Origin of the sequence: Allobosea sp. LjRoot237, assembly GCF_964253285.1 — a bacterium.
Taxonomy (GTDB): domain Bacteria; phylum Pseudomonadota; class Alphaproteobacteria; order Rhizobiales; family Beijerinckiaceae; genus Allobosea.
The window spans coordinates 1,108,971-1,133,315 of the sequence record NZ_CAXUQP020000001.1; the positions used below are offsets into that span (position 1 = coordinate 1,108,971).

The 24,345-nt window shown below is 66.4% G+C and carries 29 protein-coding genes; 27 read left to right on the forward strand and 2 right to left on the reverse strand.

Going from position 1 to position 24,345, the window contains the following annotated elements; translation table 11 throughout:
• On the reverse strand, positions 1-780 hold the full coding sequence (locus ACSQ24_RS05295; protein ID WP_436093678.1) for a sulfite exporter TauE/SafE family protein: 780 nt from the start codon (positions 778-780) through the stop codon (positions 1-3).
• A gap of 310 nt (positions 781-1,090) precedes the next feature.
• Between ACSQ24_RS05295 and ACSQ24_RS05300 the strand changes: the two genes are divergently transcribed.
• Together ACSQ24_RS05300 and ruvC are read left to right on the forward strand one after the other, a co-directional pair.
• Entirely contained in the window at positions 1,091-1,591 is a 501-nt protein-coding gene (locus ACSQ24_RS05300) for a hypothetical protein (RefSeq protein ID WP_436093679.1), read from the forward strand.
• 108 nt (positions 1,592-1,699) lie between these two features.
• A complete protein-coding gene (gene ruvC / locus ACSQ24_RS05305) occupies positions 1,700-2,218 on the forward strand; it encodes a crossover junction endodeoxyribonuclease RuvC (protein WP_436093680.1) in 519 nt (172 codons plus the stop codon).
• On the opposite strand, the gene ACSQ24_RS05310 is transcribed toward ruvC, so the two are convergent.
• Positions 2,200-2,517: an FAD-dependent monooxygenase gene (locus ACSQ24_RS05310; protein WP_436093681.1), complete on the reverse strand. Its 318-nt coding sequence runs from the start codon at positions 2,515-2,517 to the stop codon at positions 2,200-2,202. The two genes, ruvC and ACSQ24_RS05310, sit on opposite strands and share 19 nt — an antisense overlap.
• Positions 2,518-2,607: 90 nt before the next feature.
• On the opposite strand from ACSQ24_RS05310, the gene ruvA reads away from it, so the two are divergent.
• The 25 genes from ruvA (at position 2,608) to ACSQ24_RS05435 (ending at position 24,332) form a co-directional block, all read left to right on the forward strand.
• Positions 2,608-3,225: a Holliday junction branch migration protein RuvA gene (gene ruvA / locus ACSQ24_RS05315; RefSeq protein ID WP_436093682.1), complete on the forward strand. Its 618-nt coding sequence runs from the start codon at positions 2,608-2,610 to the stop codon at positions 3,223-3,225.
• Positions 3,222-3,710, forward strand: coding sequence for a GNAT family N-acetyltransferase (locus ACSQ24_RS05320; protein ID WP_436093683.1), 489 nt, complete (start codon positions 3,222-3,224; stop codon positions 3,708-3,710). The genes ruvA and ACSQ24_RS05320 overlap by 4 nt, the downstream gene beginning before the upstream one ends.
• 23 nt (positions 3,711-3,733) lie before the next feature.
• Positions 3,734-4,756: a Holliday junction branch migration DNA helicase RuvB gene (gene ruvB, locus ACSQ24_RS05325; RefSeq protein WP_436097824.1), complete on the forward strand. Its 1,023-nt coding sequence runs from the start codon at positions 3,734-3,736 to the stop codon at positions 4,754-4,756.
• A gap of 53 nt (positions 4,757-4,809) precedes the next feature.
• Complete coding sequence (locus tag ACSQ24_RS05330) at positions 4,810-5,076, forward strand: ribbon-helix-helix domain-containing protein (protein WP_436093684.1); 267 nt, start codon at positions 4,810-4,812, stop codon at positions 5,074-5,076.
• Positions 5,066-5,362 (forward strand): type II toxin-antitoxin system RelE/ParE family toxin, encoded by a 297-nt coding sequence (locus ACSQ24_RS05335; RefSeq protein ID WP_436093685.1) that lies wholly within the window; start codon positions 5,066-5,068, stop codon positions 5,360-5,362. The genes ACSQ24_RS05330 and ACSQ24_RS05335 overlap by 11 nt, the downstream gene beginning before the upstream one ends.
• A 1-nt stretch (position 5,363) precedes the next feature.
• Positions 5,364-5,894 (forward strand): DUF3828 domain-containing protein, encoded by a 531-nt coding sequence (locus ACSQ24_RS05340; protein WP_436093686.1) that lies wholly within the window; start codon positions 5,364-5,366, stop codon positions 5,892-5,894.
• Positions 5,895-5,975: 81 nt separating this feature from the next.
• Complete coding sequence (gene ybgC, locus ACSQ24_RS05345) at positions 5,976-6,383, forward strand: tol-pal system-associated acyl-CoA thioesterase (RefSeq protein WP_436093687.1); 408 nt, start codon at positions 5,976-5,978, stop codon at positions 6,381-6,383.
• A gap of 57 nt (positions 6,384-6,440) precedes the next feature.
• Positions 6,441-7,088: a TetR/AcrR family transcriptional regulator gene (locus tag ACSQ24_RS05350; RefSeq protein WP_436093688.1), complete on the forward strand. Its 648-nt coding sequence runs from the start codon at positions 6,441-6,443 to the stop codon at positions 7,086-7,088.
• 156 nt (positions 7,089-7,244) lie between these two features.
• Positions 7,245-7,694, forward strand: coding sequence for a DUF2852 domain-containing protein (locus ACSQ24_RS05355; RefSeq protein WP_436093689.1), 450 nt, complete (start codon positions 7,245-7,247; stop codon positions 7,692-7,694).
• A gap of 613 nt (positions 7,695-8,307) precedes the next feature.
• Positions 8,308-9,021, forward strand: coding sequence for a protein TolQ (tolQ, locus tag ACSQ24_RS05360; RefSeq protein ID WP_092156110.1), 714 nt, complete (start codon positions 8,308-8,310; stop codon positions 9,019-9,021).
• A gap of 12 nt (positions 9,022-9,033) precedes the next feature.
• On the forward strand, positions 9,034-9,483 hold the full coding sequence (tolR, locus tag ACSQ24_RS05365) for a protein TolR (protein ID WP_436093690.1): 450 nt from the start codon (positions 9,034-9,036) through the stop codon (positions 9,481-9,483).
• A gap of 46 nt (positions 9,484-9,529) precedes the next feature.
• Positions 9,530-10,651 carry a cell envelope integrity protein TolA gene (gene tolA / locus ACSQ24_RS05370; RefSeq protein ID WP_436093691.1) on the forward strand — a complete coding sequence of 374 codons (1,122 nt, stop codon included), beginning with the start codon at positions 9,530-9,532 and terminating at the stop codon, positions 10,649-10,651.
• Between the two features lie 5 nt (positions 10,652-10,656).
• Positions 10,657-12,015, forward strand: coding sequence for a Tol-Pal system beta propeller repeat protein TolB (gene tolB, locus ACSQ24_RS05375; protein WP_436097825.1), 1,359 nt, complete (start codon positions 10,657-10,659; stop codon positions 12,013-12,015).
• A gap of 177 nt (positions 12,016-12,192) precedes the next feature.
• Positions 12,193-12,693 (forward strand): peptidoglycan-associated lipoprotein Pal, encoded by a 501-nt coding sequence (pal, locus tag ACSQ24_RS05380; protein WP_436093692.1) that lies wholly within the window; start codon positions 12,193-12,195, stop codon positions 12,691-12,693.
• Positions 12,694-12,822: 129 nt separating this feature from the next.
• Positions 12,823-13,758 (forward strand): tol-pal system protein YbgF, encoded by a 936-nt coding sequence (gene ybgF / locus ACSQ24_RS05385; RefSeq protein ID WP_436093693.1) that lies wholly within the window; start codon positions 12,823-12,825, stop codon positions 13,756-13,758.
• On the forward strand, positions 13,755-14,813 hold the full coding sequence (tilS, locus tag ACSQ24_RS05390; RefSeq protein ID WP_436093694.1) for a tRNA lysidine(34) synthetase TilS: 1,059 nt from the start codon (positions 13,755-13,757) through the stop codon (positions 14,811-14,813). Before ybgF ends, tilS begins: the two co-directional genes overlap by 4 nt.
• A gap of 111 nt (positions 14,814-14,924) precedes the next feature.
• Complete coding sequence (gene ftsH / locus ACSQ24_RS05395; protein ID WP_436093695.1) at positions 14,925-16,856, forward strand: ATP-dependent zinc metalloprotease FtsH; 1,932 nt, start codon at positions 14,925-14,927, stop codon at positions 16,854-16,856.
• Between the two features lie 199 nt (positions 16,857-17,055).
• Entirely contained in the window at positions 17,056-18,399 is a 1,344-nt protein-coding gene (glmM, locus tag ACSQ24_RS05400; protein ID WP_436093696.1) for a phosphoglucosamine mutase, read from the forward strand.
• A 162-nt stretch (positions 18,400-18,561) separates the two neighbouring features.
• Positions 18,562-19,422 carry an outer membrane protein gene (locus ACSQ24_RS05405; RefSeq protein WP_436093697.1) on the forward strand — a complete coding sequence of 287 codons (861 nt, stop codon included), beginning with the start codon at positions 18,562-18,564 and terminating at the stop codon, positions 19,420-19,422.
• A 304-nt stretch (positions 19,423-19,726) separates the two neighbouring features.
• On the forward strand, positions 19,727-20,623 hold the full coding sequence (locus ACSQ24_RS05410) for a hypothetical protein (protein ID WP_436093698.1): 897 nt from the start codon (positions 19,727-19,729) through the stop codon (positions 20,621-20,623).
• 83 nt (positions 20,624-20,706) lie between these two features.
• Positions 20,707-20,982, forward strand: a complete 276-nt coding sequence (locus tag ACSQ24_RS05415) for a metal-sensing transcriptional repressor (RefSeq protein ID WP_436093699.1) — start codon at positions 20,707-20,709, stop codon at positions 20,980-20,982.
• A 31-nt stretch (positions 20,983-21,013) separates the two neighbouring features.
• The gene (locus tag ACSQ24_RS05420) at positions 21,014-22,126 is read left to right on the forward strand and encodes an S-(hydroxymethyl)glutathione dehydrogenase/class III alcohol dehydrogenase (RefSeq protein ID WP_436093700.1); all 1,113 of its coding nucleotides are present in this window, start codon (positions 21,014-21,016) and stop codon (positions 22,124-22,126) included.
• 76 nt (positions 22,127-22,202) lie between these two features.
• Positions 22,203-22,616 (forward strand): low affinity iron permease family protein, encoded by a 414-nt coding sequence (locus ACSQ24_RS05425; RefSeq protein WP_436093701.1) that lies wholly within the window; start codon positions 22,203-22,205, stop codon positions 22,614-22,616.
• Positions 22,617-22,726: 110 nt separating this feature from the next.
• A complete protein-coding gene (locus ACSQ24_RS05430) occupies positions 22,727-23,098 on the forward strand; it encodes a YciI family protein (protein WP_436093702.1) in 372 nt (123 codons plus the stop codon).
• Complete coding sequence (locus ACSQ24_RS05435) at positions 23,091-24,332, forward strand: RNA polymerase sigma factor (protein ID WP_436093703.1); 1,242 nt, start codon at positions 23,091-23,093, stop codon at positions 24,330-24,332. Before ACSQ24_RS05430 ends, ACSQ24_RS05435 begins: the two co-directional genes overlap by 8 nt.
• Positions 24,333-24,345 lie beyond the last annotated feature (13 nt).

Here is a 24,345-nt window from a genome sequence, read left to right on the forward strand (position 1 = left end):
TCAGCGCCCGATCAGCCCGTCCCAGAACGGCAGGCTGACGAGCGCGCTCAGGAAGATCGTCAGATAGGCGATGCGGCGGAAGGTCTGTTCGGACGCCAGGCCGAAGGCGTGGGTGCCGAGCCAGAGGCCCGCGCCATAGACGGCGAAGAGCGGCAACGCCATCACGAGCGAGGTGAAGGTGATGATACTCTTGAGCCAGAGAACCGCGCCGCTGACCACGGTGCTCAGCCCGAAATAGGTCTGCAGGTTGGCGCGGGTCTTGTGCCGGTCGTTGCGCTGGGCGCCGAGCCAGAACACGGCGAGCGGCATGCCGCCGATGCTGGCGAGACCGTTGCACAGGCCCGAGGCGGTGCCGACGCCAAGCGAGAGCGGGATGCCGGGCTTGCCATGGTAGCGCCAGCCTGAGGCCATCAGCAGGACGGCGGCGAGCACGAGCAGCGCCAGCAGCCAGCGCATGGTCTCGCGATCGAGCCAGGTGAGCAGGGCGATGCCGAGCGGCAGGGTGAGCGTCGCGGCGATCAGGAGCGGAATGACCTCGCTCCATTCCGCCCGTTTTGCCGAGCGCGCCGCCAGCGGCAGGGCGAAGGGCAGGTCGATGACCCAGATCAGCCCGAGCGCTGCGACCGGCCCGAGCACGATCGAGGCCAGCGGCATGAACACCATGGCGAAGCCGAAGCCGGTGAAGCCGCGGACCAGGCCGCCGAGCAAGGTCGCGCCGATCAGGACGGCGATGCCGTCAAGCGAGACACCGGGAAAAAGCGAGATCAGGAGGTTTGTCATCGGAACGCCGGGGAAGGATTTTCTACCTTCACGCAAGGCGCCGGCCGATCAACCCCTGTTGCAGTGATGGCAGCGATGAGTGTCGTTCATCGGTGGCGTAAAGAGCGCCCTGCTTTTCGTTCGGTTCCTTGGCCGAAGAGCATTTCGCGCCGGTCCGGACTGGTGGCAAGCCGCTGACCGGCTGCCTTACAAAACTGTAATGAGGTCCGTCATCGCGCGTTCATCTTGGCGATCCTAGCGTCGATCAGCCGCGAGACCTTCCGGAATGTTCCGTCTGGTCGACGCTGCATCAACCTGATCCCACAGGGAGATGACGATCATGACACGCACCAGATTTGCACTTGCCGCCGGACTGTTCGCGCTCACCGGCGGCCTCATGCTGCAGACCTCGTCGCCGGCGCTCGCACTGTCGATGAAGGAATGCAGCACCAAGTACAACGCTGCCAAGGCCGGCAATACGCTCGGCGGGCAGTCGTGGAATGATTTCCGCAAGGCGCAATGCAGTGACGTGGCCGCTCCGGCTGCCGCAACCCCCGCTGCGACGACTGCTCCGGCCGCGACCGCGCCGGCCAAGCCTGTCGCCAGCGCACCCGCCAAGCCCACAGCCGCGCCCGCCGCAACCGGCAATGCTATGTTTCCGAGCAAGGTCGATCCGAAATACTCGACCCTCTCGGCCGGCAAGCAGCGCTTCAAGACCTGCAACGACCAGTACAATGCCAACAAGGCCAATGGCGGCAATGGCGACCTGAAATGGATCCAGAAGGGTGGCGGCTATTACAGCCAGTGCAACACCCGCCTGAAGGGCGCCTGAGCAAGGCGTTGTCACTGGCGTCACTAAAATGGGTCGAGGCTTCTGCCTCGGCCCCGGCTCGCGCAACGACGGGGTGCGCCGGAGCCCGATCGGGAATAGCGTTCGCGCATGTCCGATCCGATTCGCATTCTCGGCCTCGATCCCGGTCTCAGGAAGACCGGCTGGGGCATCGTCGTCAGCGAGGGCACGAAGCTGTCCTTCGTCGCCTGCGGCGTGGTCGAAAGCGACGAGAAGCAGTCGCTCGCCGAACGCCTGCGGCAACTGCATGACGGCATCGCCAGCGTGATCGCGCGGCATCAGCCGCAGGAGGTCGCCGTCGAGGAGACCTTCGTCAACCGCGATCCGCAATCGGCCTTGAAGCTCGGTCAGGCGCGCGGCATCGCGCTGGTCGTGCCGGCGCTGGCTGGGCTCGATGTGGCGGAGTATGCCGCCAATCTGGTGAAGAAGACCGTGGTCGGCGTCGGCCATGCCGACAAGAAGCAGGTGCAGGCAATGATCCGCGTGCTGCTGCCCAAGGCCGAGACGCGCAGCGCCGATGCGGCGGATGCGCTCGCCGTCGCGATCTGTCATTCGCAGCATCGCGGCGCCAGGGCGCTGCTGGCGCAGTATCAGCTGCGGAAAGCGTAGAGCTCGGCGTCCGGATCGCCCTTGCCGAGGAGGCCGGACCGAACGATTTCGGCACCGATGCGGCTATAGGTGATGCCGTTGCCGCTGAAGCCCGTCACCGGCCCGCGGCGGTCGATCACCAGCACCTGGAAGCCCGCCTCGCTCAACGCGTCGGCCTGCATGGCGCCAGAAATGCCGGCGCCGATGACGACGACGTCGCTCTCGATATCCGCGGTGATGCCTTGCCTTGGAAAGCGCGGTGGCCGCTTGCCCTGCCAGACCGAACGGCCGGTCCGCAGGTCCCTCGTCTTCGTCAGCACATGCGGCTCCCCGATATCGTCGGTGGAGAACGCGCGATCGCCACGAATGATCCGATCTGGCGGCGGGCTGCCGCCATGCTAACAGGAGGCATGATCGGAAAGCTCAAGGGCCTCATCGATTCGTATGGCGAGGACCATGTCATCGTCGACGTGCAGGGCGTCGGCTATGTCGTGCAGTGCTCGTCGCGCACGCTGCAGCGCCTGCCCAAGGTGGGAGAGGCGGCGGCCTTGTCGATCGAGACGCATGTCCGCGAGGATGCGATCCGGCTCTACGGCTTCATGTCGGACAATGAGCGCGACTGGTTCCGGCTGATGCAGATGGTGCAGGGCGTCGGCGCCAAGGTCGCGCTCGCCATCCTGTCGACGCTCGAGCCCGGCGCGCTTGCGACCGCGATCGCCAGCAACGACAAGGCCGCGGTGGCGCGCGCGCCCGGCGTCGGCCCCAAGCTCGCCCAGCGCATCTGCGCCGAGCTCAAGGACAAGGCGCCGGCCTTCGGCCATGTCGATCCGGCCATCGCGCAGCTCTCCGGCGCGCTCGAGGACAGGAGACTGCCGCAGCCGGTGGCGGACGCTGTCTCGGCGCTCACCAATCTCGGCTACCAGCAGGCGCAGGCGGTCGCGGCGGTCGCGGCTGCGTCGCGTACGGCAGGCGAGGGGGCTGGCACGGCGCAACTGATCCGGCTCGGACTGAAGGAGCTTGCCAAGTGAAGAACGGTCCGACGGTGATCTTTCGGGAGATCGCCGACAAGTCGGCGTTCCTTGCCCTGATGATGCGGCACTGGGGCTCGCATCGCATGGTGATCGGCCTGAAGCTCTACGATTGCGCCGAATTGCCCCTGCTCGGCATGTTCACGGCCGAAGGTGAGCTTCTGGCGGTGGCGAGCTGGGCGCATGACGGCGAGATTGCGGTACTGTGCGCCTTGCATTCCCTGAAAGAGGGGGAAGGCGCCGCGTCACGCATGTTAGAGGCGGTGAAGGCCGCGGCGCGGGCAGCCGGCGCGGTCAAGCTCAGGGCGATGCTGACCAATGACAACATGCCGGCCCTGGTCTTCTACCAGAAGCACGGCTTCCGCTTCTCCGGCCTCTATATCGAGGCCATCGACGCCTATCGTTCGGTGATTCCGACGATCATCAAGACTGGCTACCAGGACATTCCGGTGCACGATGCGCTGGAGCTGGAGATCGAATTGTGAGCGAACCGAAGCGGCCCGGCCTGATGACGTCGGACAAGCGCGACGACGACAGCGAGACCTCGCTGCGGCCGCTTTCGCTCGCCGACTTCACCGGGCAGGCGGCGGCGCGGGCGAATCTCCAGGTCTTCATCAATGCCGCCCGCACGCGCGGCGACGCGCTCGATCATGTGCTGTTCGTCGGGCCGCCGGGGCTGGGCAAGACCACGCTGGCGCAGATCGTGGCGCGCGAGCTCGGTGTCAGCTTCCGCTCGACCTCGGGGCCGGTCATCGCCAAGGCCGGCGACCTTGCGGCCCAGCTCACCAATCTCGAAGAGCGCGACGTCCTCTTCATCGACGAGATCCACCGCCTCAACCCGGCGGTCGAGGAGATCCTCTACCCGGCGATGGAGGACTACCAGCTTGACCTGATCATCGGTGAGGGGCCGGCAGCGCGCTCGGTCAAGATCGATCTGCCGAAGTTCACGCTCGTCGGCGCCACCACCCGCGCCGGCCTGCTGACCACGCCGTTGCGCGACCGCTTCGGCATCCCGATCCGGCTGCAGTTCTACACGGTCGAGGAATTGCAGAGCATTGTCGCGCGCGGCGCGCGGGTGCTCGGCGTGCCGATGTCGGATGACGGGGCGAACGAGATCGCGCGCCGCGCGCGCGGAACGCCGCGCATCGCAGGGCGGCTGCTGAGGCGGGTGCGCGACTTCGCCGTCGTCGATGGCGACGCGATCGTCACCCGCAAGGTCGCCGACAAGGCGCTTGGCCTGCTCGATGTCGACGCCATCGGCCTCGACCAGATGGACCGGCGCTATCTCACCACCGTCGCGATCAATTTCGGCGGTGGCCCGGTCGGGATCGAGACGATCGCCGCCTCGCTCTCCGAGCCGCGCGACGCGATCGAGGAGATCATCGAGCCTTTCCTGCTGCAGCAGGGCTTCATCCAGCGCACGCCGCGCGGACGGCTGCTGACGCCGCACGCCTTCCGGCATCTGGGCATGCCGGAGCCGAACCGTGAGGCCGCGCAGTTCGGGCTGTTCGGGGAAGACGATGAGGACTGATCTTTGGTCCGAGGTGCCTTGCTGCTAATATGCAGGCAGTGAGAGGACGTTCCATGACCTTGAGACTGCCGAAAGATATCGATGCTCTCGTGCAGGCGCGGGCGGATGCCGGTGGATTCGCAACCGCCGAGGAAGTGTTGCGCGACGCGATGCGGCCATGGCTCGAGGCCGAGCAGAGGCGGCAGGAGGACTTGCGTGTGATCCGGGAGAAGATCGCGCAAGGCGATGCCGACTCGACCGATATCGGCGCAGACGAGGTTTCTGCTCGCCTGGACCGCCTTGCGGTCTCGATTGCCAAGACCTCTCCCGATGCGGCTTGAGCTGGTCTATTCCGCCTCTGCTCTCGCCGACCTCGAAGCCGTCCTGCTCTATATCGCACTCGATAATCCGCGCGCTGCCCGGCAGTGGGTGGCCGAGATCGAAAAGCGCTGCGAGCTGCTCTGCGAGTTTCCGGAACTGGGCGTGGAGCGCGATGATCTCGTCCCCGGAATTCGGATATTTCCTTATCGGCGGGCAGTGATCGCCTATCGCATTCAGACGACGCGGATCAGGATCGTGCGTGTCTTCTATGGCGGGCAGGATTACGCGACCTTGATGGATCTCTGAGATGCACACGCTGCTGCCGCTACGTATGATTATCCTCTCCTTCGGGCTGTTGCACGTCGCCACAGCTTTTGCCGCCGAGCCCACCCCCGACGCCACCGTGCGCAAGGCCTATGAGGTCACCCAGAAAACCTTGGATGGCGGCGGTGAGCCGCCCTGGCGCCCACCGCATCGCGATGCGCTGATGAGCAGGAGTCTCGCGGCGCTGTTCGCCCGTGACGACCGCCATCAGGACGAGAGCGGCGATATCGGCCATGTCGGCGCCGATCCATTCATCCAGGGCCAGGACGGCGAGGTGAAGGAGCTGCAGGTCAAACTCGCCGGCAAGGCCTCGCAGGGACGAGCGCGCGTGATCGCCTCGTTTCGCAGCTTCGGGCAGAAAATGGCGGTCCGCTTCCTGATGGTCGAGGAGGGCGGTGGCTGGCGCATCGACGATATCGTCAACCGTATCGACGGCAAGGCCTATTCGATCCGTGCCGGGCTGTCGCAGCCCTATGATTGCGGCTCGTTCATGGGCAAGCCCTGCAAGCGCTGAGCGGCAGGCAGCCTCCCATGAGGTTGTCCGGTTGGCGCACGTCGGTCTAGAACGCCCGCGCCACCTTGCAGAAGGACCGTCATGGCCGGCGCCCACAGCATCTCCGTCCGCGTCTATTACGAGGACACCGACTTCTCCGGCGTCGTCTACCACGCCTCCTATCTGCGCTTCATGGAGCGCGGCCGCACCGAGCTGATCCGGGCGCTCGGCATCGAACAGCGCGAGCTCTTCGACGGCGATGCGGCGCTCGGCTTCGCGGTCCGGCGCATGCTGATCGACTTCGTGAGGCCGGCGGTGATGGACGACCTGCTCACGGTCGAGACGAAGCCGACCCTGGCGCGCGGGGCGACCATGGAGCTTGAGCAACGCGTCCTGCGTGGCGAAGAGGTGCTGGTGACGGCGCAGGTCAAGGTCGCCTGCGTCGGCGGCGGCAAGGCCCGGCGCATTCCCGATGTGCTCAGGCATCGGCTCGGCCTGGAGATCGTCTGACCACGTCCGATGCCGCTGGCATCGACGCTGGCCGGTCACCATGTTAGGGCCCGTAACATGAGCTGGAAACGCAACGAGCCCGAGCAGCCGCGCGGTTATCACCACGGCAACCTCAAGGAGGCGCTGGTGCGCGCCGCTTTGGGGCTGATCGGCGAGAAGGGCCCGAACGGCTTCACTTTCGCCGAGGCCGCCCGCATGGCCGGCGTCAGCCCGGCAGCGCCTTACAGGCATTATCGCGATCGCGACGAACTGCTCGCCGATGTCGCGGTGCGGGGGTTCACCGCCTTCGAGGCAGCTCTGGCCAAGGCCTGGAACGGCGGCAAGCCCGATGCCGAGACAGCCTTCCATCGTCTCGGCCCGGCCTATCTCGCCTTCGCCCATGACGAGCCTGCCTACTATTCGGCAATGTTCGAAGCCGGTGTACCGCTCGATGCGAGCCCGGAGCTGCGCGCCGCCGCCGATCGTGCCTTCCAGCAGTTGCGCCAGGCGGCGGAGACATTGATCGCGGTGCTGCCGCAAGCAAAGCGGCCGCCGGCGCTGATGATGGCGCTGCATATCTGGGCGATGTCGCACGGCGTCGCGGCGCTGTTCGGCCGCGCCGATGCCGGCCGCCGGCCGCTGCCGATGTCGGCCGCCGACCTGCTCGAGGCCGGAATGCTGGTCTATCTCAGGGGCCTGGGCCTGCCTCCCGATCAATCCGTCTGACGTCCCGCGGAAAATTTTGATCCGCCCGCCTTGAAAGCCTTGGCAAGTGCGTCCAGATATGTGAATGTGATTTACATTCACACGGTCGGCGAAAGCCGATCGAAAGGTTGGCCGGCAGCGGCACCCGCCGCTGCCATTCAGGTTCGAGAGGAATCGATGCCGATCGTCGCGAAGCTTGATGAATACGGAAAAGGAGCCTGGCTCGCGTTTGCGGTCCTCGGCTTCATCATTTTCTGGCCGCTGGGTCTGGCGACCCTGGTCTTTCTATTCTGGAGTGGACGCATGGGACATGGTTGTGGACCGGCACGTTACGAGCACCGGATGAATCGCCTGCAAGACAAGATGGAACGCCTGCGCGAGCGCATGGGCGGGGCCCAGCCCTGGGGCCGTGGCGGCTTCGGCGGCGGTTGGGGCCGCGGCGCGTCGAGTGGCAACCGCGCCTTCGACGAGTATCGCGACGAGACGCTGCGCCGTCTCGAGGACGAGCAGCGCGAATTCCACGACTTCCTCGGCCGGCTGCGCATGGCCAAGGACAAGGCCGAGTTCGACCAGTTCATGAACACGCGCCGTCCCAGCAACGGCACAGATACTGTCGAAAGCGCCTGATCGCCCCTTTTCAGAGCTGACGACCGTCGGCGGCCCGCTTCCTCACGGAAGCGGGCCGTTGGCGTTTTCTGATGTTGTCCCCGCTATGTATTCCTATGCGAAACGCTGGTCGCCCCGGCTCCTCCGTTCCCCATTGTGGGGAAGGGTATGGGAATGGGGGGCGAACGACTGGGTACAAGGCCGCTCGTAAAAGCGGATCAGTCCGTTTCCCGGCCAGTTCGCTCCGACTTTACCCCCCACCCCTGCCCCTCCCAACAAGGGGAGGGGTTCTCTGCGCCTCCTCCGTTTTCGCAGAGGAATCCCATTTTCGCGATGACTTCACGTCCGATCGGTGTGGCCTTTCGCCTCCGGTGCCGGAGCAGCCGCACGCTCGTCATAACGCGATGTTAACCATGCCGGCCCTTAACCTCGGCGGGGATTTAAGGGGACGCAAGGCCTCTGGCGCACGGGAGCACCGCCGTTTGGCCCATCTTTCGCCGAATTCAGCGGCAATTGGTACCAATGGCATATCCCCGGAGCGCAGAACGGGCGGCGGCGCGAGCTTCGCGGCGCGAAGAACAGGCTGCGCGGGCCAAGCATCGGTTTCGCGTCGGCCAGGCAGAAGGATGACAGGATGAACCCCGCCGTGGAGATCGCGCAGGCCGCGCCGCAGATCGACATGTCTTTCTGGTCGCTGTTCTGGCACGCCCATATCGTCGTCAAGCTCGTGATGATGGGTTTGCTGGCCGCGTCGATCTGGTGCTGGTCGATCATCATCGACAAGACTTTGCTCTACCGCCGCACGCGCCAGGACATGGACGCGTTCGAGGAGGTGTTCTGGTCCGGCCGTTCGCTCGAGGAACTCTATCGCGACCTCGCCAACCGGCCGGTCAACGACATGGCGGCCGTCTTCGTCGCGGCGATGCGCGAATGGAAGCGCTCCTTCGAGAATGGCGGACGCTCGGTCGCGAGCCTGTCGGCCCGCATCGACAAGGTGCTCGACGTCACCATCCAGCGCGAGGCGGAGCGTCTCGAATCGAAGCTGCTCGTGCTCTCGACCATCGCCTCGGCTGCCCCCTTCATCGGCCTGTTCGGCACGGTCTGGGGCATCATGAATTCCTTCACCGCGATCGCGGTCTCGAAGAACTCGTCGCTCGCCGTCGTTGCGCCTGGCATCGCCGAGGCGCTGTTCGCCACCGCGATCGGCCTGTTCGCCGCGATCCCGGCGCTGATGGCCTACAACAAGCTGCAGGCCGAGGTCGCCAAGGCCCAGAACCGGTTGGAGGCATTCGCCGACGAGTTCTCCGCGATCCTGTCGCGGCAGATCGACGAACGTCTGGCGGCGTGAGGGCTTAGAACAATGGGCATGTCAGCCGCAGCCGGAGCCAAGGCCGGGGGGCGCCGTGGGCGTCGCCCGCGCCGCCATGGCGCCATCGCCGAGATCAACATGACGCCGTTCATCGACGTCATGCTGGTTTTGCTGATCATCTTCATGGTGGCCGCGCCGCTGATCGCGACGGGTGTACCAATCGACCTGCCGCAGACCGGCGCCAAGCCGATCAATGTCGACCAGAAGCCGATCACCATCGCAATCGACGACAAGGGCCAGATCTTCCTGCAGGACCAGCCGACGCTCGAACCTGACCTCGTGCAGAAGCTGCAGAGCATCGCCAAGCAGGGGGTCGAGGACCGGATCTATGTGCGCGGCCACAAGCAGGTGGACTATGGCCGCGTCGCTTCGGTGATGGCGACGATCACCAGCGCCGGCTTCAGGCGGGTGGCGCTGGTCACCGAACCGAATTCGCGTTGAACGAGAAGGTGCCGTCGCGTTGATGGTCTCGCGTTCCGAGCCGGGCTTGGCGGTTTCCGCCCTGGGCCACGCGACCGTTCTGGTCGCGGGGTTGCTGGCGTTTGCCGGCGCGACGCCGCTGCCCGAGCATCAGGAGGCGATCGCCGTCGAGGTGGTCGATCCCTCGGCGCTGAACCAGGTGACGCGCGGCGAGCGCCAGGCCGAAAAGGTCCAGGAGCAGCCGCAGCAGCGGGCCGAGCGTCAGTCCGAGACCGTCGAGCGCAAGGAGGCGGGCGAGGCCAAGCAGGATACGCCTGCGCCGCCGTCGCGCCCGCCGGAGCTCAAGGTCGCCGACGACAATGCCGCGGCGCCGCTACCGCCGGCGCGTCCGACCCCCAAGCCGACCCCGCCGGCCGAACCGGTGAAGCAGCCGCCGCAGAAATCCGAGCAAGCCGCCGCCCGCGAGGACGAGCAGCGCCGCGAGGAGCTGGCGAAACTGGCTGAGGAGGCCGACCGCGAGAGCAAGGCCAAACAGGCCGAGCAGGAGGCCAAGGCCGCCGCCAAGGCAAAGGCCGAAGCGGAGGCGCAGGCGCGTGTCGAAGCGGCCAAGGCCGCCAAGCAGAAGGCGGAAGCGGAGGCCAAGGCGAAGGCGGAAGCCGAGCAGAAGGCCAAAATCGCGGCCGAGGCCAAGGCGAAGCGCGAGGCGGAAGCAAAGGCCAAGCGCGAAGCCGAGATCGCCAAGAACTTCAATCCCAACGACATCGCCAAGCTCCTGCAGTCGAAGGAGCAGGCGCAATCCTCGGGATCGAGCGCGCCGCAGATCAACCGCACCGCCTCGCTCGGCACCCAGACCGGCTCCTCGCAGAAGCTCTCGCCATCGCTCAGGGCGCAGTTGATGGGCATCATCCAGGACCAGCTGCAGAAGTGCTGGAACGTGCCGATCGCGCTGCAGAGCGCGCAAAAGCCGGTGGTGCCGCAGGTGCGCATGAAGCTCAACACCGACGGTTCGCTGATCGGTCAGGCGAGCGTGACCAATTCCTCGTCAGACCCGCTCTTCCGGGTCGCGGCGGATTCGGCGCTGACGGCGACACGCCGCTGCTCGCCGCTGCGCATTCCCGCGCAATTTGCCTCCTATTATGACGATTGGCGCGACGTCATCGTCAACTTCGACGCCAGGGACGTGCTGTGACCGCCATGGACCGCATCCATCATCCTGCCTTTGACCCGGTTGGCAGGGCCGCCGGGCCGACCCGCCGGCATGCGCTGTTGCTGGCCGGCTCGACGCTCCTCCTGCCGGCGCTGATTGCTCCAGCGCGGGCCGAGCTGGTGATCGACCTGCGCAAGGGCACCTTCCAGCCGATGCCGATCGCGGTCGCCGATTTCGCCGGCGAGGGCGGCGCGCTGGTTTCCGGCATCATCACCAACAATCTGAAGCGTTGCGGCTACTTCCTGCCGATCGAGAAGGCGCGCCATCCCGAGAAGAACCCGCCCTTCGACGCGGCGCCCCAGTTCGAGGCCTGGAAGGCGGCCGGCGTGCAGGCGCTGGTGATCGGCCGGGTCTCGCGCGAGGGTGGCCGGCTCAAGGCCGAGTTCCGGCTCTGGGACGTGGTCGCCGGCCAGCAGATCGACGGCCAGCAATACTTCACCGACCCGAACAATTCCCGCCGGGTCGGCCACATCATCTCGGATGCGGTCTTCACCAAGATCACTGGTGTCGGCGGCTTCTTCGATACCCGTGTCGTCTTCGTCGACGAATCCGGCTCGAAGGAGGCTCGGCGCAAGCGCCTCGCGATCATGGACCAGGACGGTGCCAATGTGCGCTACCTGACCGATGGCGCGACTTCGGTGGTGACGCCGCGCTATTCGCCGGTGGCCCAGGAGGTCACCTATATGGCGCAGCGTACCGGCGAGCAGCCGCGCGTGCATGTGCTGAACATCGAGACCGGCCAGCGCCAGGTCGTGGGCAATTTCCCCGACATGACGACGAGCCCGCGCTTCTCGCCCAATGGCGCACGCATCGCGCTCAGCCTGCAGCAGGGCGGCAACGCCAATCTCTATGCGATCGACATCGGCTCGCGCACCACGCAGCGGCTGACCTCCACGGCGGCGATCGATACCTCGCCCTCCTTCGCGCCGGATGGCTCGCAGATCGTCTTCGAGAGCGATCGCGGCGGCTCGCAGCAACTCTACATCATGGGCGCCGGCGGCGGGGAGGGCAAGCGCATCTCCTTCGGCCAGGGCTCTTATTCGCAGCCGTCCTGGTCGCCACGCGGCGACCTGATCGCCTTCACCCGCCAGGGCAGTGGCGCCTTCTCGATCGGCGTGATGAAGCCGGACGGTTCGGGCGAGCGCATCCTGACCGAAGGCTTCCACAACGAGGCGCCGAACTGGGCGCCGAACGGCCAGTACATCATGTTCTTCCGCGACCCCGGCGGGCAGTCCGGTGGCAAGCTCTACATGGTCGACATCACCGGCCGCGTCGAAGTGCCGGTGCCGACGCCGGCCTTCGCCTCGGACCCGACCTGGTCGCCGTTGCTGACCGCCGCGCGCTGATGCAGAAATGCAACACCGCTGAACAGTCGGTTGCCCGCCATATTTGGTTAACCATACGCCGCAATGCCGCCACTTCGCCTTGTTCTGGCAAGGTCTCGTTTAGGTTGACACATCATTGATGGGGAACGCGTGACGCCGCCCGGCGCGCTCCGCGTCCGACATTCGGAGAGAATTGACATGCTCGCCTCCTTCGCTGCCAGCGCCCATAACCTGCGCCTCGCCGCCGTCCTGATGGGCGCGCTCGCCCTCGGCGCCTGCGCCAAGGATCAGAACGCCGATGGTTTTGGCGCCGGTGGCGCCGCCACGCCCGGCAGCGCGCAGGACTTCGTCGTGAATGTCGGCGACCGCGTCTTCTTCGAGACCGACTCGACCGATCTGACCACGACCGCGGTCGCGACCCTCGACAAGCAGTCGGCCTGGCTGCAGCGCTATCCGCGCTACACCTTCACCATCGAAGGCCATGCCGACGAGCGCGGCACGCGCGAATACAACTATTCGCTCGGCGCTCGCCGCGCCCAGACGGTCCGCGACTATCTTGCCTCACGCGGCATCCCGGGCAACCGCATCCGGACCATCTCCTACGGCAAGGAGCGCCCGGTGGCGGTCTGCAACGACATCTCCTGCTGGTCGCAGAACCGGCGCGCCGTGACGGTGCTCGATGCCGGTGGCGGTGTCTGATCCAGGCGTCCGACAAGAACTTGACGCAGCCGGCGCTTACCGCAAGGAAAGCGCCGGCTTTTCCATATTTTGGCCGCGGTATTCGCGTGTGATAGTTTTTGACCTCCGGGGCGATGCGGTTTGCTTGACATGAGCTTTGCGACGATTTCGATCTCGGGCCCGAAGCGGCTCCCGTTGCGGCGTGCCTTGCTCGCCGGCCTGTCGCTACTGGCGATAGGCCTGATCCAGCCTGCCGCTGCGCAGGATGCGGCCGACCTCGTGGTACGGACGAGCCGCCTCGAGAACCAGCTGCGCCAGCTCTCCGGCCAGATCGAGCAATTGCAGTTCGAGAACCGGCGCCTGACCGAGCAGCTGCGGAAATTCCAGGAAGATGTCGACTTCCGTCTGTCGGAGCGCGGCGGACAGCGCAGCACCGCTGCGCCGGCGCCGCAGGGCACCCGTCCGGCCAATCCTCCGCCACCGCCAGGGCGCGAACGCCGGGGCGACGCTTTCGATCCTGCTGCGCAGCCGGGCTCAGCCGGCGCGCCACGTCAGCTCGGTCAGATCATCGACGAAGAGTTCGCCGGCGATCAGGGGCAGGGTCCGATGGACCTTTCCAGGGTTGGCCGTCCCGTGCCGGAAGGCACGCTGCCGGCGACGGCGCCGCGTGGTCCGAGCGTCGCTGCGACCGGGCAGGCAGGCACCTCGCGTGAACTCTACGACCTCGCCTATGCGCATGTGCTGCGCAAGGAATACGAGCGCGCCGAGATGAGCTTCCGCGAGTTCCTGCAGAGCTATCCGCGCGACAGGCTGGCCGCCGACGCGACCTTCTGGCTTGGCGAGAGCTATTTCCAGCGCCAGCGCTACCGCGAGGCGGCCGAGCAGTTCCTGAAGATCTCGCGCGACTATCCGAAGGCCGGCAAGGGCGCCGACAGCCTGCTCAAGCTCGGCATGTCCTTGAACGGGCTCGGCGCGCGCGACCAGGCCTGCGCCACCTTTGCCAAGGTCGGCGTGGATTACCCCGCTGCGTCCAGCACAGTGCGTCAGGGCGTGGAGCGCGAGCAGCGGCGCGCCCGCTGCGCTTGACTGCGACGCCTCCAGAGACTGCCGAATACGAACCCCTGACGGCGGCAGACGCCGCTGTCCTGTTTACTCCGCTCGCGGGCGAGGAAGCACTGGTCGTCGCGGTGTCCGGGGGGCCGGACTCCGTTGCTCTCCTTGCGCTTCTCGCCGAATGGGCTGAGCGTGGCCGTCCGCGGCTCCTGGCTGTCACCGTCGATCACGGCTTGCGACCCGAAGCGGCGCAGGAAGCCCTGATGGTCGCCCGGCTCTGCGCCGGACTTGGCGTCGAGCATCGCACGAAGCGCTGGTTGGGCCATAAGCCGCAGACCGGCTTGCAGGAGAAGGCGCGTGCCGCCCGCTATGCCTTGCTGGCAGAGGAGGCGAGGGCATTCGGCGCGGCTGCTATCCTCACCGCCCATACCCTCGACGACCAGGCGGAGACCTTGCTGATCCGCATGGCTGCGGGCTCCGGCCTTGCTGGTCTCGCGGGGATGGCTCCCCGTAGCTCGGTGAATGGAGTCGTGCTCGCAAGGCCGCTGCTCGGCGTCGAGAAAGCCCGGCTCGTCGCGACCTGCAAGGCGCGTGGCCTCGCCTTCGTGCGCGATCCGTCCAATGACGACCCGCGCTTCGCACGCATCCGCTGGCGCCAACTCTTGCCGGAGCTGGCGCAGGACGGATTGACCGCCGAGCGGCTCGGTCAGCTCGCCCGCCGGCTGGCGCGGGCCGACGAGGCGCTGGATGTCCTCGCAGTCCGTGCCCTGGCGGCCTTGCCGGCCGGCGGGGAGGCTGGAGAGCGCTGGTTCGATTTCGCGCGGCTTTGCCACGAGCCCGAGGAGATCGTCATCCGGGGCCTGGCTCTTGCGCTTGCCGCGGCGCAGGACAGTGACGAGGAAACCGATGTGCCGCTGCGCCTGGCGCGGCTGGAGGATTGCGCGCAGGCCCTGATCGCCGCCGCACGCGAGGGCAGGGCGCTGCGCCGCACGCTCGGTGGCTTCCGCCTGTCGCTCGCCGGCGACGGGGTGCTGACGCTGATGCGCGAAGGCGAAAGGCGCCGAGGCGTTCACCCTGCGACGGTATAACGAGAAGAAGAGCTAGCCTTCCCTTGGCAAGGGGGCATGACAGCCCTAGATTAAGCAGCGAAAACCACAGGCTCGCGCGGCACTTCCGCCGACGAGCGGATCGGAACCCTGATGAATCCGAACTTCCGCAATTTCGCCCTCTGGGTGGTGATCTTCCTGCTGGTCCTGGCGCTGGTCACCTTGTTCCAGAGCCCGAGCCAGCGCGCCAGCACCAACGAAATTCCCTACAGCCAGCTGATCAACGAGTCCGAGGCCGGCCGCATCGCGAATGTCGTGGTCGCCGGACAGGAGATCACCGGGACCTTCTCCGATGGGCGCAGCTTCGTCACCTATGCGCCCTATGGCGATCCGGCCCTGCTGAAGACGCTGGCGCAGAAGGGCGTGCAGGTCTCGGCCCGCGCTCCCTCCGAGGGCACGCCCTGGTTCATGGCACTGCTCGTCAACTCGCTGCCCTTCGTGATCTTCATCGGCCTGTGGATTTTCATGTCCCGCCAGATGCAAAACGGTGCGGGCCGGGCGATGGGCTTCGGCAAGTCCAAGGCGAAGCTCCTCACCGAGGCGCATGGCCGCGTCACCTTCGAGGACGTCGCCGGCATCGACGAGGCCAAGGAAGACCTGCAGGAGATCGTCGAGTTCCTGCGCGATCCGCAGAAGTTCCAGCGCCTCGGCGGCCGCATCCCGCGCGGCGTGCTGCTGGTCGGCCCTCCCGGCACCGGCAAGACCTTGACCGCGCGCGCCGTCGCCGGCGAGGCGAACGTGCCGTTCTTCACGATTTCGGGCTCGGACTTCGTCGAGATGTTCGTCGGCGTCGGCGCATCCCGCGTCCGCGACATGTTCGAGCAGGCCAAGAAGAACGCGCCTTGCATCATCTTCATCGACGAGATCGACGCAGTCGGCCGTCATCGCGGCGCCGGCCTCGGCGGTGGCAATGACGAGCGCGAGCAGACGCTGAACCAGTTGCTGGTCGAGATGGACGGCTTCGAGCCGAATGAGGGCGTGATCATCATCGCCGCGACCAACCGGCCCGACGTGCTCGACCCGGCGCTGCTGCGTCCCGGCCGCTTCGACCGCCAGATCGTCGTGCCGAACCCGGACGTTGCCGGGCGCGAGAAGATCCTGCGCGTGCATGTGCGCAAGGTCCCGCTGGCTCCCGATGTCGACCTCAAGGTGCTGGCCCGCGGCACGCCCGGATTCTCCGGCGCCGACCTGATGAACCTCGTCAACGAGGGCGCCCTGCTCGCCGCACGTCGTGGCAAGCGCATGGTTACGCATGCCGAATTCGAGGACGCCAAGGACAAGGTCATGATGGGCGCCGAGCGCAAATCGATGGCGATGTCCGAGGAAGAGAAGAAGCTGACCGCCTATCACGAGGCTGGCCACGCTATCGTCGGGCTCTACGTCCCGGCCGGCATCCCGGTGCACAAGGCGACGATCATTCCGCGTGGTCGCGCGCTCGGCATGGTCAAGTTCTTGCCGGAGGGCGACCGCTACTCGATGAAGTTCAAGGAGTTCACCTCGCAGCTCGCGGTGGCCATGGGCGGACGCGTCGCGGAGGAGATCACCTTCGGCAAGGAGAACATCACCTCCGGCGCCACCGGCGACATCCAGCAAGCCACCAAGATGGCCAAGGCCATGGTGACGCAGATGGGCTATTCCGACGAGCTCGGCCTGGTCGCCTATGGCGACAACCAGGAGGAAGTCTTCCTGGGCATGTCGATGGGCCGTACGCAGAGCCTGTCGGAGGCGACGGCGCAGAAGATCGACAGCGAGGTGCGTCGGCTGGTCAACCAGGGCTATGTCGACGCCAAGGAAATCCTCAGCAAGCACCATGACGAGTTCGTCGCGGTGGCCGAGGCGCTGCTCGAGTTCGAGACGCTGACCGGCGACGAGATCCGCGACCTGATCGCGGGCAAGCGCCCGTCGCGCGATGCCGACGACGCGCCGCATGCTCCGCGCGGCTCGGCTGTGCCGAGCGCCGGCAAGGGCCGCAAGCGCGACGAGCCCGATGCCGGGCTGGAGCCACAGCCGCAGCCGCAGGCCTGAGCGGGCACAAGACTGCAGAAGACGATCAAAGGGCGGCCTCGGGCCGCCCTTTGTCATGCTCGTCCCCGTAATTCACGCCAAGGGGGGGATGGGCGGTGCTTGACGGATACGATCCGACACAATTTGTGAGAAGCTGAGCGGGCAAAACGCCTGTATGAGCTGCAAAAGCAATGAGCCGGGCAAGGCTCCGGGGACGACCATGACACGCAAATACTTCGGTACCGATGGCATTCGTGGGCGCGCCAACGGCGTCATCACGCCGGACCTCGCCATGCGTGTCGGCCAGGCGACGGGCATCGCCTTCCGCCGTGGCGACCATCGCCACCGCGTGGTGATCGGCAAGGATACCCGGCTCTCGGGCTATATGATCGAATACGCCTTGGTAGCGGGCTTCACCTCGGTCGGGATGGACGTGCTGCTGCTCGGCCCGATGCCGACGCCGGCGGTGGCGATGCTGACCCGCTCGATGCGCGCCGATCTCGGCGTGATGATCTCGGCCTCGCACAACCCTTATGAAGACAACGGCATCAAGCTGTTCGGACCGGACGGCTACAAGCTCAACGACGAGGTCGAGGCGGAGATCACCCGGCTGATCGATTCCGATCTCGGCAAGCAGCTCTCGCCCTCGGCGATGCTCGGCCGGGCCAAGCGCGTCGAGAGCGCCCATGCGCGCTATATCGAGTTCGCCAAGCGGACCCTGCCGCGCAATCTTGGCCTGGACGGCCTGCGCATCGTGCTCGATTGCGCCAACGGCGCCGCTTACAAGGTCGCGCCCGAGGCGCTCTGGGAACTCGGCGCCGAGGTCATCACCATCGGCGACGAGCCTGATGGATTCAACATCAACAAGGATGTCGGCTCGACCAAGCCGCAGGCGCTGTCGAACAAGGTGCGTGAATTGCGCGCCGATCTCGGCATCGCGCTCGACGGCGACGCCGATCGCGTCCTGATCGTCGACGAGCAGGGCCAGGTCGTCGATGGCGACCAGCTGATGGGCGTGATCGCGCGCAGCTGGCAGGAGGACGGGCGTCTTTCCGCCCCTGGCATCGTCGCCACCGTGATGTCCAATCTCGGGCTCGAGCGCTATCTGGCGGGCCTCGGCCTGTCTCTTGCCCGCACCGCGGTCGGTGACCGCTATGTGCTGGAGCATATGCGCGCCAACGGCTTCAATCTCGGCGGCGAGCAGTCCGGCCACATCATCCTTTCCGACTATGGCACGACCGGCGACGGGCTGGTCGCGGCGCTGCAATTGCTCGCCGTGGTCAAGCGGCAGGAGAAGCCGGTCTCCGAGGTCTGCCATTGCTTCGAGCCGCTGCCGCAGATTCTCAAGAACGTCCGCTACAAGCAGGGCCGCCCACTGGAGGAAAAGCCCGTCGTCAGCGCGATCAAGGCGGCCGAGCTGATGCTGGGCGAAGGTGGGCGCCTGGTGATCCGTCCTTCGGGCACCGAGCCGGTGATCCGGGTCATGGCCGAGGGCGACGACCGCGATCTCGTCATGCGCGCTGTCGACGATGTGGTCGAGGCGGTGACGAAGGCGGCCGCCTGAGCGGGCGCCTTCGCGTTCTCCAGGCCCGCAAAGCGCCGTTTACCGGTCGGTAGGGTTGTTTTTTAGGGTTAAGTCTCGTTTAAGAAATCCGTGGCAAGGTTTCCCCATCGGTAACTCGCGTGCGCTCGAGTCCAGCTGCACGCAAACTCGAAGGGGCCTGCCATGCGCAGCCTGAAAACCCTTGCGCTTGCAGGCGCCATGGCCGTGAGCGCGTCCGCCATCGCCCGGGCCGCAGACTTTCCGGTTGCCCCGCTTGCGCCCCCTCCGCCGCCGGAACTGCGCGGCACGATCAGCTCGGGCATCTATCTGCGCGGCGATATCGGCGTCGGCGTCACGAATTACGGCAACTACAGCCAAGCGGAGATCACCGAGTTCGGCGGGAGCTTCGTCACCAAGGAGGACAGGTCCAACTCCTACTTCGCCGGGGCGGGCATCGGCTATCGCTTCAACAACTGGTTCCGCGTCGACGGCACGCTGGAATATCGCGGCGGAGCCACGATCGGCGCCACCGACGTGGTGTTCAACCCCTTCATCGGCGGCAATCAGACCAACACATACAAGGGTAACCTCTCTTCGATCGTCGCCCTGTTCAACGCCTATGTCGATCTCGGCACCTGGAACTGCCTGACGCCCTATATCGGCGCCGGTATCGGCTATGCGACCAACCGCATCAGCGGCCTGACCGACCAGGGCCTGCAGTTCACCGGCGCCGGCACACTGGGTACGGCAGGCAATGGCGACAAGTCGGGTATGGCCTGGGCGCTGATGGCCGGCGTCGGCTATGAGGTGAACAAGAACCTCACGCTGGAAGTGGGCTACCGCTACCTCAATCTCGGCGACGCCCATTCGGGTCGTATCCGCAACGCCTTCCTGAACGAGACCTACTCGCCGCTGAAGGTCAAGGATATCGATAGCCACGATTTCCGCATCGGCATGCGCTGGAACTTCGGCGACCCCGATTGCTGCGGCCCGGTCGAACGCCCTGTCACCTACGCGCCGGCTCCGGTCGTGCGCAAGTACTGAACGGCTTACCAGCCTTGGACGATTTTGGCGGCGCGGTCGGAAGACCGCGTCGTTGGTTTTGAGCGTCCCCGTGTGTCGGTGGGCATGAGGAAGCTGTGCTCCGCTCCAATCTTCAACCGGTGCTTTTGCCGAGACACCGGGCTGCGTCAGGCCGCGACACCGAGCGGATAGCTTCAAAACAGACGGCCGAAATTACCTTGGGTTAAGCTCGGCGCCAAAGATCGACCGGCCCCGCCCAACCTGTTCATGAGCACTTAAGCCACTCCTGCTTCGCTGGCGGCAGCAAGCCGGGGGGATTTTGCATATGACACTGAGCCTTTTGGCACGGTCGGCCGTTGCCTTTGCCGTGATCGCACCGAGTTGGGGCGCTCCCGTCTCGGCGACCGAGGCAGAGCCGCGACCTGGCGCCGCTTCGGTCTGCGATAGTTCCGACGACGCGCCGACCGACGCCTTCGGCTTCACCGACAGCTCGGGCATCGCCGACCTCGGCGGCGGCAGCCTTGGCCTGACGCTGGGCGGCAATGCCGGTGTCCGCGAGGGGCGCTCGCTCAGCCGCGGCGCCACGTTGACAGGCTCCTACGGTATCCTGCCCTGCCTCGAGATCGGCGCGTCGCTGTTCGGCGGCACGACGCGCTCCGTCATAGCCCGCGACAGGCTCAAGGACAGGAGCCATGGCGCCGGCCTGGAAATGCGCTACCGCCTGCTCAATCACAGCCATCACGGTTTCGGCCTGACCTTCGGCATGGATGTCGGCGCGGAACGCAATGACGATAAGCAGACGGGCCGCTTCGACAGCTACAATACCGGCTTCAGGCTGCTGGCCGACCGCGTCCTGATCTCGGAGACGCTCTACGCCGCCGTCAACGTCTCGCACAACATGGTCTGGAACGGGACCGAGCCGTTCGCACGGGCCTCGACCTTCGCCGCCGGCGCGGCCCTGGCCTGGCAGGTCGTCGACGGCGTCTTTCTCAGCGGCGAGGTTCGGCACCTGCGCCAGCAGAATTCGCTCGGCTTCGGCAACCATGCCGGCCACGCCACCTTCGTCGGTCCCGGCGTCTATTGGCAGGCGACCGAACGGCTGGCGCTATCCGTCGCCTACAATGTCCAGGTCACCGGCCATGAGCGCGGCCGCCACGGCCCGCTCGACCTGACCAATTTCAGCCGCCACCTCGTTCAGGTCGATATCGGCTGGACGTTCTAGGTTGCCCTGGGGCGGCGCGTTGACATCCTACGCGGCGGCGCCCTAAATCTGGGAGAGTAATACTCTACCCCAGTATCAAGCGCATGCCGCATACCCCTGAAGAAAAGAAGCGCGCGGTCACGCGGCTGCGCCGCATTCGCGGGCAGGCCGATGCCCTGATTCTCGCCGTCGAGCGCGGCGAGGACTGCGGCGCGCTGCTGCAGCAGCTCTCGGCTTTGCGCGGCGCCGCGACCGGGCTGATGGCGGAGGTGCTGGAAAGCCATCTGCGCGAGACGATGCTGGCGGGTTTCCCGGCAGGCGCGCCGCAGCCGGATGAGATCGCGCGAACCATGCGCGTCGTTCGCACCTATCTCAGATGATCCCCGCGATACCATCACAAGGAAACGCCCGATGAAGACACGTGCCGCCGTGGCCTGGGAGGCCGGCAAGCCGCTGACAATCGAGACCATCGAGATTGGCGGGCCGAAGGCCGGCGAGGTGCTGGTCGAGGTGATGGCGACCGGTATCTGCCATACCGACGCCTATACGCTGTCGGGACTGGATTCAGAGGGCAAGTTCCCGGCGATCCTTGGCCATGAGGGCGCCGGCATCGTGCGCGAGGTCGGCGCGGGTGTCACGACGCTTAAAGCCGGCGATCACGTCATCCCGCTCTACACGCCTGAATGCCGCAGCTGTAAATCCTGCCTGTCGCGCCGCACCAACCTCTGCACCTCGATCCGCGCCACGCAGGGGCAGGGGCTGATGCCGGACGGCACCTCGCGGTTCTCCTGCGATGGCGGAGAGGTCTTCCACTACATGGGCTGCTCGACCTTCGCGAACTTCACCGTGCTGCCCGAGATCGCGCTGGCCAAGGTCCGCGAGGACGCGCCCTTCGACAAGATCTGCTACATCGGCTGCGGCGTGACCACCGGTATCGGCGCGGTGATCTACACCGCCAAGGTCTGGCCCGGCGCGAACGTCGTGGTCTTTGGCCTCGGCGGGATCGGCCTCAACGTCATCCAGGGCGCCCGCATGGTCGGCGCCGACAAGATCATCGGCGTCGACATCAACCCGGGCAAGCAGGAGATGGCGAAGAAGTTCGGCATGACCGACTTCATCAACCCGACAGAAGTCGGCAACGACAAGGTGGTGCAGGCGATCGTCGACCTGACCGGCGGCGGCGCCGACTTCTCCTTCGACGCGACCGGCAACACCAATGTGATGCGCCAGGCACTGGAATGCTGCCATCGCGGCTGGGGCGAATCGATCATCATCGGCGTCGCCGAGGCCGGCAAGGAGATTGCGACCCGGCCGTTCCAGCTGGTCACCGGCCGGGTCTGGAAGGGCACCGCCTTCGGCGGTGCGAGGGGCCGCACCGACGTGCCGAAGATCGTCGACTGGTACATGGAGGGGAAGATCAACATCGACGATCTGATCACCCACAAGCTCTCGCTCGACGAGATCAATCACGGCTTCGATCTGATGCATGAGGGCAAGTCGATCCGCTCCGTGGTCGTCTACTGACGCAGCGTCTCTCGCCCTTTGGGAACGCCTGCACGCGATCGGTGTTGATCGGTGCAGGCCTACCGGGAGGGCAGCCATGGCCATCAAGATCGCGGCGGGGGGCAGCCGCTCCTTCTTCACCCGTTTGTCGCACGTCGTCTCGCACTGGGCCGGCAAGCCGCAGGCTTTCTTCGTCGCGCTCTCGGTGATCGTCGTCTGGGCGGTGTCAGGACCGTTCTTCGGCTTCGACGACACCTGGCAGCTGGCGATCAACACCTCGACGACGATCGTCACCTTCCTGATGGTGTTCATCATCCAGAACAGCCAGAATCGCGACACTGCGGCTATGCAGATCAAGCTCGACGAGCTGATCAACAAGATCGAAGGGGCGCGCGAGGAACTGCTCGATCTGGAAGAACTCGACGAGGACAAGCTCGAGGAGATGCGGGCGGAGTTCGAGGCACTGGCGCGGAAAGCGCGCGCGCTGCATGACAAGCGAACTTCGGCTTGAGAATTTTTCGCCGCTCCTGTCGAAATCGCGGCTCGCCGCGCGTCGAGGTGGCGGAAGAGGGAAATCGGTCCTTCCTCCCGCAGCGGCCGCGAGCCGCGAGGAGCCATGCCATGCAGTACATGCTGATCTTCCGCGAGCCTTCCGAAGGCGAGCATCCGCGCAACGATCCCGAGAAGGCGCAGGCCTACTACGGCGCGTGGAAGGCCTATATCGGCGCGCTCACTCAGGCGGGGGTCATCGTCGGCGGCCGTGGGCTGCAGCCGCCCCAGACGGCGACGACGGTGCGTGTCCGCGATGGCCGGCGGCAGGTGCAGGACGGACCCTATCCCGACACCAAGGAACAGCTCGGCGGCTATTACGTGCTGGAGGTCGACGATATCGACGCTGCTCTCGACTGGGCGGCGCGCAGCCCGGCGGCGAGCCAGGGCTCGGTCGAGATCAGGCCGATCCTGATCGTGCCTGAGACGGCCGAATTTGCCTGAGAGGCGACCGGATGAAGCGCGGGCGGCGGCCGAACAGGCCGCCCGCAATTCCTATGGGCGGCTCGTCGCCACGTTGGCGCAGCAATGGCGCGATCTTGCTGCGGTCGAGGATGCCCTTGCCGACGCGTTCCGATCCGCCCTGGAGCATTGGCCGGTGTCGGGGGTGCCGACGCGGCCGGAGGCCTGGTTGCTCGCTAGTGCCCGCAACACCCTGATCGACGGTGTCCGCCGTGGCCGGGTGCGCAGCGATGCGGCGCCGACGCTCGCGCTGCTGGCCGAAGCGGACGAGGCTGCAGATGCCAGCCTCTTTCCGGACGAGCGCCTGAAGCTGCTTTTCGTCTGCGCCCATCCGGCGATCGACGCAGCGGTGCGGCCGGCGCTGATGCTGCAGATCGTGCTCGGCCTCGATGCGGGGCGCATCGCCGCCGCTTTCCTGACCTCGCCGGCAACGCTCGGCCAGCGGCTGGTTCGCGCCAAGGCGAAAATCCGCGACGCCGGCCTTGCCTTCACAGTGCCGGAGCAGGCGGAGTTGCCAGGCCGGCTGCATTGCGTGCTGCAGGCGATCTACGCCTCCTATGGCAGCGGCTGGGAGGATGTCGCTGGTGCTGATCCCAAGCGCCGGGGTCTCACCGAAGAGGCGATCTTCCTGGCGCGACTGGTCGCGAGCCTGCTGCCGCGCGCGCCCGAGGCACGCGGCCTGCTCGCGCTCCTGCTGCATTGCGAGGCGCGCCGCGCGGCGAGGCGCGATGCCGGTGGGGCATTCGTGGCGCTGTCCGATCAGGATACCCGGCTCTGGTCGCGCGAGCTGATCGCCGAGGCCGAGCGCGAACTGGCCGAGGCTTCGCGATCGGGGAGCCTCGGCCCCTTTCAGCTCGAGGCGGCGATCCAGTCCGTCCATGCCCAGCGGGCTCACGACGGGCGCACCAACTGGCATGTGCTGGCGCAACTCTATGAAGGGCTGGCGCAGCTTGCACCGAGCCTTGGGGCGCTGACCGGCCGCGCCGCCGCTTTCGCCGAGGCCTTCGGGCCGCAGCGTGGTCTTGCGCTGCTGGCGGAGCTGCCGGAAGCGCAAACCGCTGGGTACCAACCCTATTGGGCGCTGAAGGCGCATCTGCTCGTTCGGGTGGGTGAAGCTGCTGCGGCCAAACAAGCCTATACCCGGGCTATCGGCCTGACCGAGGACCCCGCCGTGCGCGGCTTCCTCGACCAGGCGCGCGAGCGAGTGGGCGGCTAGCCGCACGCTGACC

Coding starts and splice junctions, on each gene's coding strand:
- ACSQ24_RS05330 (WP_436093684.1), top strand. CDS start 4,810: ATGACCTTGAGACTGCCGAAAGATATCGATGCTCTCGTGCAGGCGCGG.
- ACSQ24_RS05415 (WP_436093699.1), top strand. CDS start 20,707: ATGCCGCATACCCCTGAAGAAAAGAAGCGCGCGGTCACGCGGCTGCGC.
- tolQ (WP_092156110.1), top strand. CDS start 8,308: ATGAACCCCGCCGTGGAGATCGCGCAGGCCGCGCCGCAGATCGACATG.
- ACSQ24_RS05300 (WP_436093679.1), top strand. CDS start 1,091: ATGACGATCATGACACGCACCAGATTTGCACTTGCCGCCGGACTGTTC.
- ruvC (WP_436093680.1), top strand. CDS start 1,700: ATGTCCGATCCGATTCGCATTCTCGGCCTCGATCCCGGTCTCAGGAAG.
- tolB (WP_436097825.1), top strand. CDS start 10,657: ATGGACCGCATCCATCATCCTGCCTTTGACCCGGTTGGCAGGGCCGCC.
- ACSQ24_RS05350 (WP_436093688.1), top strand. CDS start 6,441: ATGAGCTGGAAACGCAACGAGCCCGAGCAGCCGCGCGGTTATCACCAC.
- ACSQ24_RS05425 (WP_436093701.1), top strand. CDS start 22,203: ATGGCCATCAAGATCGCGGCGGGGGGCAGCCGCTCCTTCTTCACCCGT.
- pal (WP_436093692.1), top strand. CDS start 12,193: ATGCTCGCCTCCTTCGCTGCCAGCGCCCATAACCTGCGCCTCGCCGCC.
- glmM (WP_436093696.1), top strand. CDS start 17,056: ATGACACGCAAATACTTCGGTACCGATGGCATTCGTGGGCGCGCCAAC.
- ybgC (WP_436093687.1), top strand. CDS start 5,976: ATGGCCGGCGCCCACAGCATCTCCGTCCGCGTCTATTACGAGGACACC.
- ACSQ24_RS05410 (WP_436093698.1), top strand. CDS start 19,727: ATGACACTGAGCCTTTTGGCACGGTCGGCCGTTGCCTTTGCCGTGATC.
- ybgF (WP_436093693.1), top strand. CDS start 12,823: ATGAGCTTTGCGACGATTTCGATCTCGGGCCCGAAGCGGCTCCCGTTG.
- ruvA (WP_436093682.1), top strand. CDS start 2,608: ATGATCGGAAAGCTCAAGGGCCTCATCGATTCGTATGGCGAGGACCAT.
- tolR (WP_436093690.1), top strand. CDS start 9,034: ATGGGCATGTCAGCCGCAGCCGGAGCCAAGGCCGGGGGGCGCCGTGGG.
- ftsH (WP_436093695.1), top strand. CDS start 14,925: ATGAATCCGAACTTCCGCAATTTCGCCCTCTGGGTGGTGATCTTCCTG.
- ACSQ24_RS05430 (WP_436093702.1), top strand. CDS start 22,727: ATGCAGTACATGCTGATCTTCCGCGAGCCTTCCGAAGGCGAGCATCCG.
- ACSQ24_RS05420 (WP_436093700.1), top strand. CDS start 21,014: ATGAAGACACGTGCCGCCGTGGCCTGGGAGGCCGGCAAGCCGCTGACA.
- ACSQ24_RS05405 (WP_436093697.1), top strand. CDS start 18,562: ATGCGCAGCCTGAAAACCCTTGCGCTTGCAGGCGCCATGGCCGTGAGC.
- ACSQ24_RS05340 (WP_436093686.1), top strand. CDS start 5,364: ATGCACACGCTGCTGCCGCTACGTATGATTATCCTCTCCTTCGGGCTG.
- ruvB (WP_436097824.1), top strand. CDS start 3,734: ATGACGTCGGACAAGCGCGACGACGACAGCGAGACCTCGCTGCGGCCG.
- ACSQ24_RS05295 (WP_436093678.1), bottom strand. CDS start 780: ATGACAAACCTCCTGATCTCGCTTTTTCCCGGTGTCTCGCTTGACGGC.
- ACSQ24_RS05335 (WP_436093685.1), top strand. CDS start 5,066: ATGCGGCTTGAGCTGGTCTATTCCGCCTCTGCTCTCGCCGACCTCGAA.
- ACSQ24_RS05355 (WP_436093689.1), top strand. CDS start 7,245: ATGCCGATCGTCGCGAAGCTTGATGAATACGGAAAAGGAGCCTGGCTC.